The following is a 13,597-nucleotide window of genomic DNA, read 5'->3' as shown; positions in this document are numbered from 1 at the left end:
CTCTGGTTAGGCAGCCTGAGCGGGGTGGAGGACCGGACCGGGGCCGGCGTGCGCGCCGCGGTTGACCTGCGGGATGGCGACGCCGAAGCCCGCCTCCTCGCGCTTGGCCTCGATGTAGGCCTCGAACTCGGGCCGGAAGTGCTTGATCATCGACGAGACCGGCATCGCCATCGCGTCGCCCAGCACGCACAGGCAGTTGCCCATGATCTGGCCGCAGACGGACTCGATGATGTCCAGGTCCATCGGGGTGGCGTCGCCGTTCTTGATCCGGACGAGCATCTTCTCGGTCCAGTTGCAGCCTTCACGGCACGGCGAGCACTTGCCGCACGACTCGTGGCGGTAGAAGTGCGCGGTCTTGTAACAGACGTCCACGATCGAGGTGGAGTCGTCGAAGACGATGATCGCGCCGGAGCCGAGCATCGAGCCGGCCTTCGCGAGCGAGTCGAAGTCGTACGGAAGGTCCAGGACCTCTTCCGTCAGCGGGAGCACCGGGGAGCTCGAACCGCCGGGGAACCAGGCCTTGAACGTGCGGCCCTCGAGCGGGCCGCCGGCGAGGCCGAAGAGGATGTCCCGGGTCTTCATGCCGAGCTCGATCTCGTAGTTGCCCGGGTACTTGACCTGGCCGGAGATCGAGACGAGCTTGGTGCCCGTGGAGGTCTCGGTGCCGATCTTGGCGAACTCGGCGCCGCCCATGTTCAGGATGACCGGGACGTTCATCAGCGACTCGACGTTGTTGATGAGCGTCGGGCCCTGGTAGAGGCCCTGGACGGCCGGGAACGGCGGCTTCAGGCGCGGGTTGCCGCGCTTGCCCTCGAGCGAGTCGAGCAGCGCGGTCTCCTCGCCGCAGATGTAGGCGCCGGCGCCGCGGTGCACGACCAGGTCGATCGTGTGGTCCGAGCCGAGGATGTTCTCGCCCAGGTAGCCGGCCGCGCGGGCCTCGGCGACCGCCGCGTCGAGGATGTCGGCGACGTAGTCGTACTCGCCGCGGATGAAGATGAACGACCGCGAGGCGCCGATGCAGTAGGCGCCGATGATGATGCCCTCGATGAGCAGATGCGGGTTCTTCTGCATCAGCTCGCGGTCCTTGAAGGTGCCGGGCTCGGACTCGTCCGCGTTGCAGACGAGGTACTTGTCCATCGTCCCCTTGGGGATGAAGGACATCTTGCGGCCCATGGCGAAGCCGGCGCCGCCGCGACCGCGGACGCCCGACGCGAGCATCTCGTCGAGGACCTCGCCCGGCTCCATCTTGAGCGCCTTGCGCAGCATCTCGTAGCCGCCGCGCCGCTCGTAGACCTCACGCGTGTTGAGGCCGGGCTCGTCGATGTCCTTGAAGAGAATCGTGTCGATGTTCGCGAGCATCTATCGCTTCCAGTGCTTAGAGGCGGCCTTGCGCTTCGCCAGCTGCTTGTCGGGCAGGACCTCGCGGCCCTCCTTGAGGTCTTCGCGGATCGTCGCGCAGTCGTCCTCGGTCAGCGGGCCGACGTAGACCCCGTTGACGGACGCCATCGGCGCGATCTCGCAGGCACCCAGGCACTCGAACGCGCGAACGTTGAAGTCCGGGTCGCCGTCCATCTCGTCCTTCATGCGCGCGTAGACGCCGTCGGCGCCGAGCAGCGAGCAGGAGATGTTGGTGCAGACGTACACGTCGTTCTTGCCCTTGGGAGCGAGCTCGAACATGTCGTAGAAGCTCGCGACGGACACGAGGTACGCCGGGGTCAGGCGCAACACGCACGCGGCCTGCTCCATCGCCGTCGGCGACAGCCAGCCGTGCTCGCGCTGGACGATCTTCATCGCCGGGATCGCCGCGGAGCGGACGTCCGGGTACTTGCCCATCAGGACCTGGATCGCCTCGCGCACGTGGTCGGGCACGTAGGTGGTCGCGGGGTCGGGGACGACCGCCGGGTCCTTCGACAGGTCGGCCGCCTCGTCCCAGCCCGGGACGCGCGAGCCGTGCGAGTAGCGCTTGATCTTGCTCGGATCGATGGCCATCAGCGGTCGATGCCTCCGAGGATCGGGTCGAGCATGGCCAGCGCGATGATCATGTCCGCGACGTACTCGCCCTCGGTCATGACCTTCAGCGACTGCAGGTTGACGAACGAGGGGTCGCGCATGTGCACGCGCGCCGGCTTGGACGAGCCGTCCGAGCGCACGAAGCAGGCGAGCTCGCCGCGCGGCGACTCGATCGGGTAGTACGCCTCGCCCGGCGGGACGCGGAAGCCCTCGGTCACCAGCTTGAAGTGGTGGATGAGCGCTTCCATCGACGTCGCCAGCTCGTGCCGCGGCGGCAGCGCGTACTTGCGGTTGTTCGTGATGTAGTCGCCGTCGGGCAGGCCGTCCAGCGCCTGGTCGATGATCTTGACCGACTCGCGCATCTCGGCCATGCGGACGCGGTAGCGGTCGTAGTTGTCGCCGACGGTCCCGATCGGGATCTTGAAGTCGAAGTGGTCGTAGCTCGAGTAGGGATGCGCCTTGCGCAGGTCCCACGGGTTGCCGGCCGCGCGCAGCAGCGGGCCGGTGACGCCGAGCTGGAGCAGCGTGTCCTTGTCGACGATGTTCGTCCCGCGCAGGCGCTGCAGCAGGAGCTGGTTGTTGTCGATCAGGTCCGCGTACTGGTCCAGGCGCTTGGGGAAGGTCGCCGTGAAGGCCTTGACCTTCTTGACCCAGCCCGCCGGGACGTCCTCGGCGACGCCGCCGACCTGGAAGTAGCGCGGGTGCATGCGCTGGCCGGACGACATCTCGAACAGGTCGAGGATCTGGTCGCGGTCACGCCAGCCATAGAAGAACACCGACATGGCGCCGAGGTCCAGGCCGCCGGTGGCGAGCCACAGCAGGTGCGAGGCGATGCGGTTGAGCTCGAGGTGCGCGACGCGCAGGTACTGCGCGCGCGGCGGGACGTCGATGTCCAGCAGCGTCTCGACGGCGCCGCAGTAGGCCATCGCGTTGAAGTAGTACGACAGGTAGTCCATCCGCTCGACGAGCGGGATGACCTTCCAGTACGCCTTGTCCTCGCAGTTCTTCTCGATGCCCGTGTGGACGTAGCCGATGACCGGCTTGAGGTCGCGGATGACCTCGCCCTCGAGCGTCGTGATCAGCCGCAGCACGCCGTGCGTGGCCGGGTGGTGCGGGCCGAAGTTCAGGGTGAGCAGCTCTTCGTGCTCGGGGTGCTCGAGGTAGCCCGCGTCGTACGAGGACTCCTCCAGCTCGCGGTAGCCGAGGCCGGGGACCGCCGAGGTCTGGCCGGTGCGCTGCGTGACGTCGCTCACTTCTTCCACCAGCCCGGGTTCTTCGGCTCGTTGTGCGTGAAGAGGATCTGCTCGCCGCCCATCGGGAAGTCGCGGCGCTGCGGGAAGCCCTCGTAGTCCTCGGGCATGAGGATGCGGCGCAGGTCCGGGTGACCGTCGAAGATCACGCCGAACATGTCGAAGACCTCGCGCTCCTGGTGGTTCGCGGTCGGCCATGCGTCGACGACGGACGGCACGTGCGGGTCGTCCAGCGGGACGCGGACCTTGACCGTGAGGCGGTCCACCTCGGTCATGTCCAGCATCTCGTAGTGGACGCCGAACCGGGGCTCCTCGGGGTAGTAGTCCACCCCGTGCACGGAGGCCAGGAAGTTGAAGCCCTTGGTGCGCAGCCACTCGAGCGTCTCGCGGATCGAGCCCGCGGTGACGGTGAGCGCGGCCTTCTCACGGAAGTAGGCCGTGTCGAGGACCGACTCCGAGTCGCGCTCACGCAGCTCCTGGGCGATCAGCTCCAGGCCGGTCGCGTCAGGCACTGGTGCCAGCCCTGCCCAGCGGGTTCGCCGCGACGTTGACCGCGTCCTGGTCGACCTCGATCTCCTTCGGGTCGAACTCCTCGGTGCCGCCGCCGCCGTAGCGCGTGCGCCAGCCCTGGTCCGGCTTGGCCATAACCATGTTGCGCAGCTTGAGGATCCCGTACATGAGCGCCTCGGGGCGAGGCGGGCAGCCCGGGATGTGCAGGTCCACCGGCAGGAACTTGTCGGCGGGCACGATCGCGTAGTTGTTGAAGACGCCCATCGACGAGCTGCAGGCGCCCATCGCGATCGCCCACTTGGGCTCGAGCATCTGGTCGTACACGCGGCGCACGACCGGCGCCATCTTGATCGAGACGCGGCCCGAGATGATCATCAGGTCGGCCTGGCGGGGGGAGGCGCGGAAGGCCTCGAACCCGAAGCGTGCGACGTCGTAGCGCGGGCTGACCATGGCCATCATCTCGATGGCGCAGCAGGCGAGGCCGAAGGTGGCGGGCATGAACGCGTTGCCGCGAGCCCAGTTGCCGGCCTTCTCGAGCGTCGTCGTGAGCAGGCGCTCCTCGACGTACTGCTCGAGCTCTTCGCCTTCGAGCTCGTTGGCGAGCATGCGGCGGGCGGTGAGCTGGCGCGAGCGGAACTCGCCCTTGCTGCCACTGCCCAACTCCTGGCGGACTATTTCCATTCGAGAGCCCCTCTGCGCCAGACGTACACGAACGCCACGAACAACAAGACGATGAAGACCGAGATCTCCACCAGCGCGAACGTCCCGAAGGTCTTGAGCTGCATCGCCACCGGGAACAGGAAGATCGTCTCGATGTCGAACAAGATGAACAGCATCGCGACGAGGTAGAAGGAGATGCCGAAGCGCATCGTCTTCTTGACCTCGGACGGCAGGCCGCTCTCGTACGGCTCGGAGGTCGCCTTGCGCTGGTGGCGCGGCTTCGGGCCGAGAACGGAGTTGAGCGACGCGAAGACGACGCCAAGGCCAACGCCCAGGACCACGAAGACGATCGCCGGCAGGTACGCGCGGATCACGTCTCGGATTTGTAGCACCTTGTGCGCGACTGTCACTTAGTTACAAAGCGCACCTAAAGACCTACCGAAAAGGTCGGAATAGAGCCAAAGTTTGGCTCAGAGCCACAGCTGCGCACGGGCGACGAGCGTCGCGACCACGCCGGCGGAGGTCGCCATGACCGCCAGTTCTCGGCGCAGGATCGCTGTCACGAGCGCCTGTTGCTCGAGCGCTGGGAGCTTTGCGACGTCCTTGCCACCTTCGAGCCCGCGCTGCTCCAGGAACGTCGGCGTCGTGACGAGCCGCAGCTGCTCGGCAAGGAAACTGACGGCGATCGGGGTCAGGGCGTAGACGAGGTGCAGGCGCGGCAGGTTGCGGCCCTCCAGCAGCAGCACCGAGCCCACGACGCACGACAGGACGACCAGCACCTGCCCGGCGCGCAGCAGCACCCAGAACAGCTTCGGGTTGCGCCACAGCAGCCAGGCGACGAGCCCGACCGCGGCGGCGAGCCCGTTGGCGGCGACCGTGACGGCGCCGATCCAGTAGTGGACGTCGTTCATCGGTACTCGCCGCGGTACCAGACGAGCGGGTCGCGCTCGGTCGCCTTCTCGGCGGCGATCACGGCGCCGATGCCGATCGTGTGATCGCCCCCGGGGATCAGCTGCTCGAGCTCGCAGCCGACCCAGGCGATCGTCCCCTCGATCACGGGGATGCCCTCGTGCACGGTGTGTTGCACGCCGGCGAACTTCTCGGCCTCGGGCGTCTTGGAGGCGAACAGCCGGGCGAGGTCCTGCTGGCCGGAGGCGAGCACGTTGATGCCGAAGCGGCGTTCCTCGCGCACGACCCGCAGCGTGCGCGAGCCGTTGTCGAAGCACACGAGGGCGAGCAGCGGGTCCAGCGAGAGCGAGCAGACGGCGTTGGCCGTCATGCCCACCGGGCCGTCGGCGGTGCTCGCCGTGACGACCGTGACGCCGGTGGCGAAGTGGCTCATCACCTCGCGGAAGCGCTGGGGCTCGACGACCTTCATCCGACCGTCAGCTTGCCGTACAAGCCCAGCTCCTCGTGGTTGGCGAGCACGCAGTACATCGTGTAGGTGCCCGGGCTGGGCTTGAACTCACGGGTCTTCGACTCACCCGGGCGGAGGAAGTCGAAGGTGAGGATGTTCTTGGTCGCGCCGCGGATCCGGATCGAGTGGCCGAGCCGGCCGCGGTTGACCACCGTCATGGTCAGCCGCCTGCCCTTCGGCACCCGCAGCTCCTGGGGCCGGATCAGGTAGTCGTCGACCGTGACGCTGAACGTCGTGCCGCGCTCGCGCACGGGTTCGCCCGCGCCGCCACAGCCGGCGAGGGGGAGCGTGATCGCGACGAGGGCGACGGGGGTAAGGGTCCGCAGACGCATCTTTCTCCTATGCTGTCGCACCCGATGACGAGGTTCCGCCGCGCCCTGCTGATTGCCACGCTGTTCGCCGCGACCGCCGGCGCCGTTTCCGCCTGTGGCGAGGAAGGGATCTCGGTCGCCAGCAACGAGCAGCGCGCCGCCGAGCTCTTCACGGAGCGGTGCTCCGGTTGCCACACGCTGAGCCAGGCGGGAACGCAGGGTTCGACCACGAACATCCGGACCCGCGAGTACAAGGACGGGCCGAACTTCAACCAGCGGCACGTGTCGCGCAATTGCGCGCTGTACGCGATCCGCAACGGCGGCTTCTCCTCCGGGCCGATGCCGCAGAACATCGTGACCGGCGAGGAAGCGGAGCTGCTCGCGGACTTCCTGGCCAAGTACTCGAAGCCAGAGGTCGTCGGCGGGTCGCAGGCCGCGCAGGACTGCCCCCCGGCCGGGTAGAGGCACCCGATGCTCGACCTGCGGGCGATCAGCCGCGACCCCGAACCCGCCGTCGCGGCGCTCGCGCGCCGCAAGGACGGCTCCGACGAACGCCTGCGCGCCGCCTTGGCCGCGCGTGAGCGCTTGAACGCCATCCGTCCCGAGCTCGAGGCCGCGCAGGCGGAGCGCAACGCCGGCGCGAAGGCGATCGGCGAGGCCAAGCGCACGGGCGCCGACGCGTCCGAGGCGATCGCCGCGATGCAGGCCGTCAGCGCGCGCGTCAAGGAGCTCGAGCCCGAGAAGGCGCGGCTCGAAGAGGAGCTGCGCGAGCTCGAGGTCACGCTCCCGAACCTCACCGACCCGACCGCCGCCGACGAGGACACGCCCCTTCGCGAGTGGGGCGAGCGCGCCGAGTCCGGCCGCGACCACCTCGAGCTGGCCGGCGCGATGGTCGACATGGAGGCCGGCTCCAAGGTCGCCGGCTCGCGCTTCGCCTACCTCAAGGGCGACCTCGTGTTCCTCGAGCTGGCGCTCGTGCGCTGGGTGATGGGGAAGCTGCGCGGGCACGGGTTCGAGCCGGTCATCCCGCCCGTCCTGGTCAAGGAGGAGGCGCTGTTCGGCACGGGCTTCCTGCCCGACACCGAGCAGCAGATCTACCGCCTGGCCGACGACCCGCTGTACCTGACGGGTACGTCCGAGGTGCCGCTGGCCTCGCTGCACGCGGGCGAGATCATGGACGAGGTGCCGCGTCGCTACGCCGGCTTCTCGCCGTGCTTCCGCCGCGAGGCTGGCGCTGCCGGCAAGGACACCCGCGGCATCTTCCGCGTCCACCAGTTCGACAAGGTCGAGATGTTCTCGTTCGTCGAGCCGTCGGAGTCCCCCGCCGAGCACGAGCGCCTGCTCGCGATCGAGGAGGAGATCCTCCAGGGCCTCGGGATCCCGTACCGCGTGGTGAACATCGCCGTCGACGACCTCGGCTCGAGCGCGGCCAAGAAGTTCGACCTGGAGGCGTGGCTGCCGTCGCAGCAGCGCTTCCGCGAGCTCACGTCGACCTCGAACACCACGAGCTTCCAGGCGCGCCGGCTGGACATCCGCTACCGGCCGGAGGGCGGCAAGCCCGAGCACGTGCACACGCTCAACGGCACCGCGGTGGCCGTCGGGCGGACGCTGATCGCGCTGTTGGAGAACCACCAGGCCGAGGACGGGGCCGTGGAGATCCCGTCCGTGCTCCAGGAGTGGGGCGCGCCTGCCCGGCTGGGTTGACCTCGAGGGCGCGGTCAACGTCCGCGACCTCGGGGGACTGCCGCTCGAAGGTGGCGGCGTCACGGCCGGCGGTGTCCTCATCCGGTCGGACAACCTGCAGGGCCTGACCGGGCGGGACGTCTCGCGGCTGGTCGACGAGCTCGGCGTGCGTGTCGTCGTGGACCTGCGCTCGGGGCTGGAGGTGGAGGCCGAGGGCGAGGGTCCGCTGCTGGAGCGGGCCGACGTGCGCCACCGCTCGCTCTACCCCGAGAAGGGCACCTACACGGATGTCGTCATTGGTGAGTACGACGACGATGACAACCCGTACGTCCGCTACTACCTCGCCTATCTGCGCGACCGGCCCGACTCCTTCATCGGGGCGCTCAACGACATCGCCGACGGGCCCGGCCCCGTGATCGTGCATTGCGCGGCGGGCAAGGACCGCACCGGCATGGTCGTCGCCCTGGCGTTGTCGGCGGTCGGCGTCACGCGCGAGGCGATCGTCGCCGACTACGCGCTCACCGGTGAGCGGATCGGCCCGATCATGGCTCGCCTGCGGTCCTCCGAGACCTACCGGCGGGACCTGGAGGGCGTGTCGGACGAGTCGCGGCTGCCGCGCGCCGAGTACCTCGAGCGCGTGCTCGAGGTACTGGACGAGCGCCACGGCGGCGCCGCCGGCTGGCTCGCGGCGCAGGGCTTCGACCCCGCGCCGCTGCGCGCCCGCCTCGTCGGCTAGACCAGCGCGAAGACGCGGCTCGGCGAGCCGGTGCCGTCGACGAGCTTGAGCGGCGCGACGATCGCGATCGCGCCCGCCGGCGGGAGCTCCGCGAGGTTGGCGAGCTGCGTGAGGCCGTACTTGCCGGCGCCGAGCAGGAAGTGGTGCACCGGGAACGGCGGGTCGAACGAGTGCGCGAGGCCCGCGTCCGTGCCGACCGTCTCCACGCCGACGCCGACGATCGGCGCGATGTCGGCCAGCCAGCGCGCCGCCTCCACGTCCGGACCGGGCGTCTCGCCGCCGTTGAGGAACGCGGCCTGGTCGTGGGCGCGCGCGTCCCAGCCCGTGCGCAGGAACAGCCAGCCGCCGCGCGGAAGCTCGCCGTGCTGGTTCTCCCACTCGCGGATGTCGTCGAGCGTGAGCAGGTAGTTCGGGTCGGCCGCCGCCTCGGCGGACTTGTCGATCACCGCCACGGGCGCGACGAGCCGTTCGGGCGCGGCGCTCGCGACGTCTTCGCCGTCCTTGCCCGTGACCCAGTGGATGGGCGCGTCGAAGTGCGTGCCGACGTGCTCGCCGACAGTCAGCGTCTTCCACGCCCACGCGGGCCCGGCGTCGTCGTACTCGCTGATCGTCTCGCGCGAGAGCCCCGGCGTGTTGGCGAACGGCGGCGGCAGCTGCAGCACCGGCGTGCTCTCGCTCAGCGGTTGCGTGAGATCGACGACGCGGGTCTCGCCGCTCGCGAGCGCGGCGGCGAGTTGTTCAGTGGCCACGAAATGCCTCCTCAAGCCATTCGGCACAGATGTCAGGGTCGACTTTGGCGTCCAGCACGAGCGGCCCGCGGTCGGGCTCGGCGAGCCACACGCGGACGGCCTCGAGGGCGTCGACCGAGCGGGCGGTGACGCCGCGGCAGCCCGCGGCCTCGGCGAACGCCGCGAAGTCGGTCGGCGGGAACTGGGCGAGCTCGACGGGGATGCCCATCGGGCGGAAGTGGTGCACCTCGGCGCCGTACGCGGCGTCGTCGTAGATCACGACGAGGACGTTCAGGTTCAGCCGCCCGAGCGTCTCCAGGTCGGGCAGCGACATCAGCAGCCCGCCGTCGCCGACCGCGCAGACCGTCAGCCGGTCCGGGTTCGCAACGGCGGCGCCGATCGCGTTGCCGAGCGCGAGCCCGACGCACTGGAAGGCCTGCGGGAAGACGAAGCCGTGCGCGTCGGGGACGCGCAGGTACATCGCCGGGTAGCCCATGAACGCGCCCGAGTCCACGACCACGGTGCGCTCCTCGGGCAGCAGGTCGTCGAGCGCGATGCTCAGCGCGCGCGGGTCGAGCCAGTCGCGGCTCTCCTCGTAGGGCTCGTCGCGCCAGCGCCCGGCGGCGATCTCCGCGGCGAGCGCGTCGCTGCGGCGGCCGGAGTCCTGCACGTGGTCGAGGAGCGCGAGCGCCGTGGCGCGCGCGTCGCCGAGCACGGCGTGATCGACCGGCCGGTGGGCGCCGAGCGCCTCCAGGTCGCGGTCGACCTGGATCACGGTGGCGTCGGGGCCGATCAGCGCGCCGTGGCGCGTCGTCCACTGGTTGAGCGCGGCGCCGAAGGCGATGACGACGTCCGACTCCTTCAGGAGCCGCTGGGCGACCGGCGTGGAGAAGCCGCCGGAGATGCCGAGGTCGAACGGGTCACCGGCGAACAGGCCGTTGCCGACGGCGGTGGTCGCCAGCACCGCGCCGAGCCGGTCGCCGAGGGTGCGCAGCGCGGAGCCCGCGTCCGCCAGCACCGCGCCGCGGCCGGCGATGAGCGCGGGGCGCTCGGCGCTCCGGAGCGCGGCGACCACGTCGGTCAGGTCGCTGGGGATGGCCGGCGTGGGCTCGGACACGGCCGGTGGCGGCGTCAGCTCCACCTCCGCGGCTTGCACGTCGAGCGGCAGGTTCAGCACGACGGTGCGGCGCTCGCGCACCGCCCGGCGCACCGCCCGGGCCGTGTCGGCGACGGCGGTCTGCGGGCCGTGCACGCGCTCGGAGACCGCCCCGACCGACTCCACCAGCGCGTCCTGGTCGATCTTGAAGTTCGACCGCAGCTGCACGGCGGGCGTGTCCGCCGCGAGCAGCAGAAGGGGCGTGCGGCTCTTCGCCGCCTCGGCCAGCCCGGTGATGGCGTTCGTGAGCCCCGGGCCCTGGTGCACCGACGCGACGCCGAGCCGCCCGCTGACCCGCGCGTACCCGTCCGCCATGCACAGCGCGCCCGTCTCGTGCCGCGACGAGAAGAACCGCCCGCCGGCCGCGACGATCGCGTTCGTCACCGCGAGGTTCCCACTCCCCATCAGGCCGAAGACGACATCGCCCCCAAGGGCATGGACGGTCCGGCCGACGACTTCGGAGACGAGCATGCCGCCGAAGATAAACGTCCAGGACGTTTAAGTTCGACGCTAGCGTGGCGGCGCGTGCGGACCGTCGTCTCGATCGTGGTGCTGGGCGCGCTCACGGCGGTCGTGGCGCTCGCGCTCGACCTGGTCGGTCTGAGCTCGGCGACGCTGTTCGCCGCGCTGCTCGTGGGGCTCGCGGCGGCGCTCGTGCGGCCGCGCACGTCGGGCGTCCTGCCGCGGGGGACGTTCGTGTCCGCGCAGGCCGTGCTGGGCGTGACGCTCGGGGCGTACCTGGACCCGGACGCGCTCGAGGCCGTCGGTGGCGCGTGGCTGCCGGTGGCGCTCGTCAGCGCCGGGACGCTCGTCGTCAGCATGGCGGTGGGGCTGGTGCTCGAGCGCCGGACCGAGCTCGACCGGCCGACCGCGCAGCTGGGCATGATCGCGGGCGGCGCCTCGGGCATCGTCGGCATGGCGGACGAGATCGGCGGCGACGACCGGCTCGTCGCGTTCATGCAGTACCTGCGCGTGCTCGTCACGGTGCTGCTCACGCCGCTGCTGGCCGCCGCGTGGGGTGGCGGCGGAGCGGGCGGCGGCGGGCCGAGCGAGGCGCTGCTGGCGACGCCGGCGGACTGGCTGCTCGCGGCCGCGATCGCGCCCACGGCGGCGCTGGCGGCGCGCCGGATCGGCGTTCCCGCCGGCACGCTGATGGGGCCGATGGTCGTGGCCGGCGCGTTGACGCTGGCGGGCGTGGAGTTCGTCGTCCCGCCCGTCGTGCGCGAGCTGGCGTTCGCGCTGATCGGCCTGCAGGTCGGCCTGCGCTTCACCACCGACACGGTCCGCCAGATGGGCCGGCTGCTCGTCCCCGTGCTCGTCGGCATCCTCGCGCTGCTGGTCGCCTGCTTCGGCCTGGCGGTCGTGCTGCACCTGCTGACCGACGTCACCCTGCGCGACGCCTACCTGGCCACCACGCCGGGCGGCATCTACGCCGTGCTGGCCGTCGCGTTCGCGTCCAACGGCAACATCACCTTCATCGTCGCCGTGCAGAGCCTGCGCGTGATCGTGTCGGTGGTGCTCGCCCCGCTCGCGGTGCGCCGGCTGGCGAAGGTGGGTAGGCGTCAGGCATGAGCGAGACGCCGATCACGCCCGACGACCCGGACATCCCGGAGGAGCCGCCGCCCGCCGAGGACGGCTCGCCCGAGATCGACGACCAGCCGCTCGGCCCGCCGGACGACATGGACACCGAGGAGGCGCCGCTGCCCGGCCTCCCGGAGAGCGAACCACCGCAAGCGGACTGATCTGGGTAGGTCTCGGAGCATGGCCCCTGAGACCCTGAGCGAGCAACTCGTCAAGTACCTCACCGACGTCCACGCCATGGAGGTCCAGGCTCTGGCGCAGATGCGCAAGGCGCCGGACCTCGCCGGCGACCCTGACGTGGCCGCCGCCTTCGAGGAGCACCGCAAGGAGACCGAGCGCCACGAGCAGCTGATCCGCGAGCGGCTCGAGGTGCACGACGCCTCGCCCTCACGGATCGAGGATCTCCTCGGCGCGATCAGCGGCAAGGGCTTCGTGCTGTTCGCGAAGGCCAACCCGGACACGCCGGGCAAGCTCGCCACGCACGCCTACTCGTACGAGCACATGGAGCTCGCGGCCTACGACCTGCTCGAGCGGGTCGCGATCCGCGCGGGCGACGAGGACACGGCCCGCGTCGCGCGCGAGATCCGTGCCGAGGAGGAGGCGATGGCGATCCGGATCGGCGAGTCCTGGGACAAGACCGTCGCCGCCTCGTTGCGGGACCGCGACCCCGGCGAGCACATCGACGACTACCTCGCCGACGCGCACGCCCTGGAGGCGCAGGCCAACGCGCTGCTCGACAAGGGCCCGAAGCTGGCGGCCGGCACGCCGCTGGCCGCGGTGCTGGAGAACCACCACGCGCAGACGCAGCGCCACAGCGAGCTCGTCGAGCGTCGTCTGAGCGAGATCGGCGCGTCACCGAGCCGGCTCAAGGACGCCGCCCTCAAGCTCGGCGGCCTCAACTGGGGCGGCTTCTGGGCCGCGAACCCGGACACGCCCGCGAAGCTGGCGATGTTCGCCTACGCCTTCGAGCACCTCGAGATCGGCGCCTACGAGCAGCTCACGCGCACCGCGCGGCTGGCCGGCGACGGGGACACGGCGATGATCGCCGACACGATCCTCCCGGACGAGCGCGCGGCCGCCGAGCTCATCTTCGGGACGTTCGACGCCGCGCTGGACGCCTCACTGCGCGAGGTCGCTCAGCGGGGGTAGATGCAGAACGCCGCGTGCGACCCGTTCACGCACACGAGCCCTTCGAGCCGGTCTGAGCCCGTGACGACGGGGATGCGGCTCAGGCCGTGGTCGTTGAACAGCGCGAGCGCCTTGTCCACCGGGTCCTCCGGCGACAGCCGCGGCGTGTCCGTGCGCACGTGCGGCTCGATCGGGCCGTCGCCGGACGCGGGGAGGTCGTCGCGCGTGACCGTGCCCAGGAAGCGCTCGCCGTCGGTGACGAGCATCAGCTTCACCGACGGGCTCTCGAACGTCTCGCGGATCTCGGCGATCGGCGTGGCCGGGCCGACCGACCGCGGCTCGAGCATCATCACGTCCTTGACGGCCGGGCCGGCGGCGTCGAACGGGATGTGAACGGTGGAGCTCATCGCCTCGCCTCCACCTTACA

At 70.6% G+C, this 13,597-nt stretch carries 18 protein-coding genes; 6 read left to right on the top strand and 12 right to left on the bottom strand.

The features are described 5' to 3' along the window. Positions 1-6: 6 nt before the first annotated feature. The 9 genes from nuoF to C8N24_RS08810 all read right to left on the bottom strand — a co-directional run bounded on the left by nuoF (position 7) and on the right by C8N24_RS08810 (position 6,179). Positions 7-1,359 (bottom strand): NADH-quinone oxidoreductase subunit NuoF, encoded by a 1,353-nt coding sequence (nuoF, locus tag C8N24_RS08850; RefSeq protein ID WP_211339889.1) that lies wholly within the window; start codon positions 1,357-1,359, stop codon positions 7-9. Next, positions 1,360-1,989 carry an NADH-quinone oxidoreductase subunit NuoE family protein gene (locus C8N24_RS08845; protein ID WP_121249701.1) on the bottom strand — a complete coding sequence of 210 codons (630 nt, stop codon included), beginning with the start codon at positions 1,987-1,989 and terminating at the stop codon, positions 1,360-1,362. After that, positions 1,989-3,272, bottom strand: coding sequence for an NADH dehydrogenase (quinone) subunit D (gene nuoD, locus C8N24_RS08840; RefSeq protein WP_245971794.1), 1,284 nt, complete (start codon positions 3,270-3,272; stop codon positions 1,989-1,991). The genes C8N24_RS08845 and nuoD overlap by 1 nt, the downstream gene beginning before the upstream one ends. Further along, positions 3,260-3,772, bottom strand: a complete 513-nt coding sequence (locus tag C8N24_RS08835; protein WP_121249700.1) for an NADH-quinone oxidoreductase subunit C — start codon at positions 3,770-3,772, stop codon at positions 3,260-3,262. The genes nuoD and C8N24_RS08835 overlap by 13 nt, the downstream gene beginning before the upstream one ends. After that, positions 3,765-4,451, bottom strand: coding sequence for an NADH-quinone oxidoreductase subunit B (locus tag C8N24_RS08830; protein WP_342794372.1), 687 nt, complete (start codon positions 4,449-4,451; stop codon positions 3,765-3,767). The genes C8N24_RS08835 and C8N24_RS08830 overlap by 8 nt, the downstream gene beginning before the upstream one ends. Beyond that, positions 4,442-4,804 (bottom strand): NADH-quinone oxidoreductase subunit A, encoded by a 363-nt coding sequence (locus tag C8N24_RS08825; RefSeq protein WP_121249699.1) that lies wholly within the window; start codon positions 4,802-4,804, stop codon positions 4,442-4,444. The genes C8N24_RS08830 and C8N24_RS08825 overlap by 10 nt, the downstream gene beginning before the upstream one ends. A 96-nt stretch (positions 4,805-4,900) precedes the next feature. Beyond that, on the bottom strand, positions 4,901-5,341 hold the full coding sequence (locus C8N24_RS08820; protein WP_121249698.1) for a hypothetical protein: 441 nt from the start codon (positions 5,339-5,341) through the stop codon (positions 4,901-4,903). Continuing rightward, on the bottom strand, positions 5,338-5,808 hold the full coding sequence (locus C8N24_RS08815; protein WP_121249697.1) for a flavin reductase family protein: 471 nt from the start codon (positions 5,806-5,808) through the stop codon (positions 5,338-5,340). Before C8N24_RS08815 ends, C8N24_RS08820 begins: the two co-directional genes overlap by 4 nt. Continuing rightward, a complete protein-coding gene (locus C8N24_RS08810) occupies positions 5,805-6,179 on the bottom strand; it encodes a cupredoxin domain-containing protein (RefSeq protein ID WP_121249696.1) in 375 nt (124 codons plus the stop codon). Before C8N24_RS08810 ends, C8N24_RS08815 begins: the two co-directional genes overlap by 4 nt. A 24-nt stretch (positions 6,180-6,203) precedes the next feature. Between C8N24_RS08810 and C8N24_RS08805 the strand changes: the two genes are divergently transcribed. Genes C8N24_RS08805 through C8N24_RS08795 form a run of 3 tightly spaced genes read left to right on the top strand, consistent with a single transcriptional unit; the run spans position 6,204 to position 8,577 of the window. Continuing rightward, positions 6,204-6,620 (top strand): c-type cytochrome, encoded by a 417-nt coding sequence (locus tag C8N24_RS08805; protein ID WP_170178955.1) that lies wholly within the window; start codon positions 6,204-6,206, stop codon positions 6,618-6,620. 9 nt (positions 6,621-6,629) lie between these two features. After that, positions 6,630-7,862 (top strand): serine--tRNA ligase, encoded by a 1,233-nt coding sequence (gene serS / locus C8N24_RS08800; protein ID WP_121249694.1) that lies wholly within the window; start codon positions 6,630-6,632, stop codon positions 7,860-7,862. Then, positions 7,846-8,577, top strand: coding sequence for a tyrosine-protein phosphatase (locus C8N24_RS08795; protein WP_121249693.1), 732 nt, complete (start codon positions 7,846-7,848; stop codon positions 8,575-8,577). The genes serS and C8N24_RS08795 overlap by 17 nt, the downstream gene beginning before the upstream one ends. On the opposite strand, the gene C8N24_RS08790 is transcribed toward C8N24_RS08795, so the two are convergent. Continuing rightward, positions 8,574-9,326: a cyclase family protein gene (locus tag C8N24_RS08790; protein WP_211339888.1), complete on the bottom strand. Its 753-nt coding sequence runs from the start codon at positions 9,324-9,326 to the stop codon at positions 8,574-8,576. The two genes, C8N24_RS08795 and C8N24_RS08790, sit on opposite strands and share 4 nt — an antisense overlap. Continuing rightward, positions 9,316-10,932: a thiamine pyrophosphate-binding protein gene (locus C8N24_RS08785; RefSeq protein WP_121249691.1), complete on the bottom strand. Its 1,617-nt coding sequence runs from the start codon at positions 10,930-10,932 to the stop codon at positions 9,316-9,318. The genes C8N24_RS08790 and C8N24_RS08785 overlap by 11 nt, the downstream gene beginning before the upstream one ends. Positions 10,933-10,986: 54 nt before the next feature. Here C8N24_RS08785 and C8N24_RS08780 point away from each other — a divergent pair, with 54 nt between their 5' ends. From C8N24_RS08780 to C8N24_RS08775, 3 genes are read left to right on the top strand one after another with little or no spacing between them, the layout of a single operon-like run. Next, positions 10,987-12,033: an AbrB family transcriptional regulator gene (locus tag C8N24_RS08780; protein WP_170178954.1), complete on the top strand. Its 1,047-nt coding sequence runs from the start codon at positions 10,987-10,989 to the stop codon at positions 12,031-12,033. Further along, the gene (locus tag C8N24_RS33780; protein WP_170178953.1) at positions 12,030-12,203 is read left to right on the top strand and encodes a hypothetical protein; all 174 of its coding nucleotides are present in this window, start codon (positions 12,030-12,032) and stop codon (positions 12,201-12,203) included. Before C8N24_RS08780 ends, C8N24_RS33780 begins: the two co-directional genes overlap by 4 nt. A 19-nt stretch (positions 12,204-12,222) precedes the next feature. Further along, a complete protein-coding gene (locus tag C8N24_RS08775; RefSeq protein ID WP_121249690.1) occupies positions 12,223-13,191 on the top strand; it encodes a DUF892 family protein in 969 nt (322 codons plus the stop codon). On the opposite strand, the gene C8N24_RS08770 is transcribed toward C8N24_RS08775, so the two are convergent. Beyond that, positions 13,179-13,577, bottom strand: coding sequence for a CBS domain-containing protein (locus C8N24_RS08770; RefSeq protein WP_121249689.1), 399 nt, complete (start codon positions 13,575-13,577; stop codon positions 13,179-13,181). The two genes, C8N24_RS08775 and C8N24_RS08770, sit on opposite strands and share 13 nt — an antisense overlap. Positions 13,578-13,597: the final 20 nt, after the last annotated feature.

Source organism: Solirubrobacter pauli (assembly GCF_003633755.1).
GTDB classification, from domain to species: Bacteria; Actinomycetota; Thermoleophilia; order Solirubrobacterales; family Solirubrobacteraceae; genus Solirubrobacter; species Solirubrobacter pauli.
This window is presented reverse-complemented; position numbering and strand designations above follow the sequence as displayed.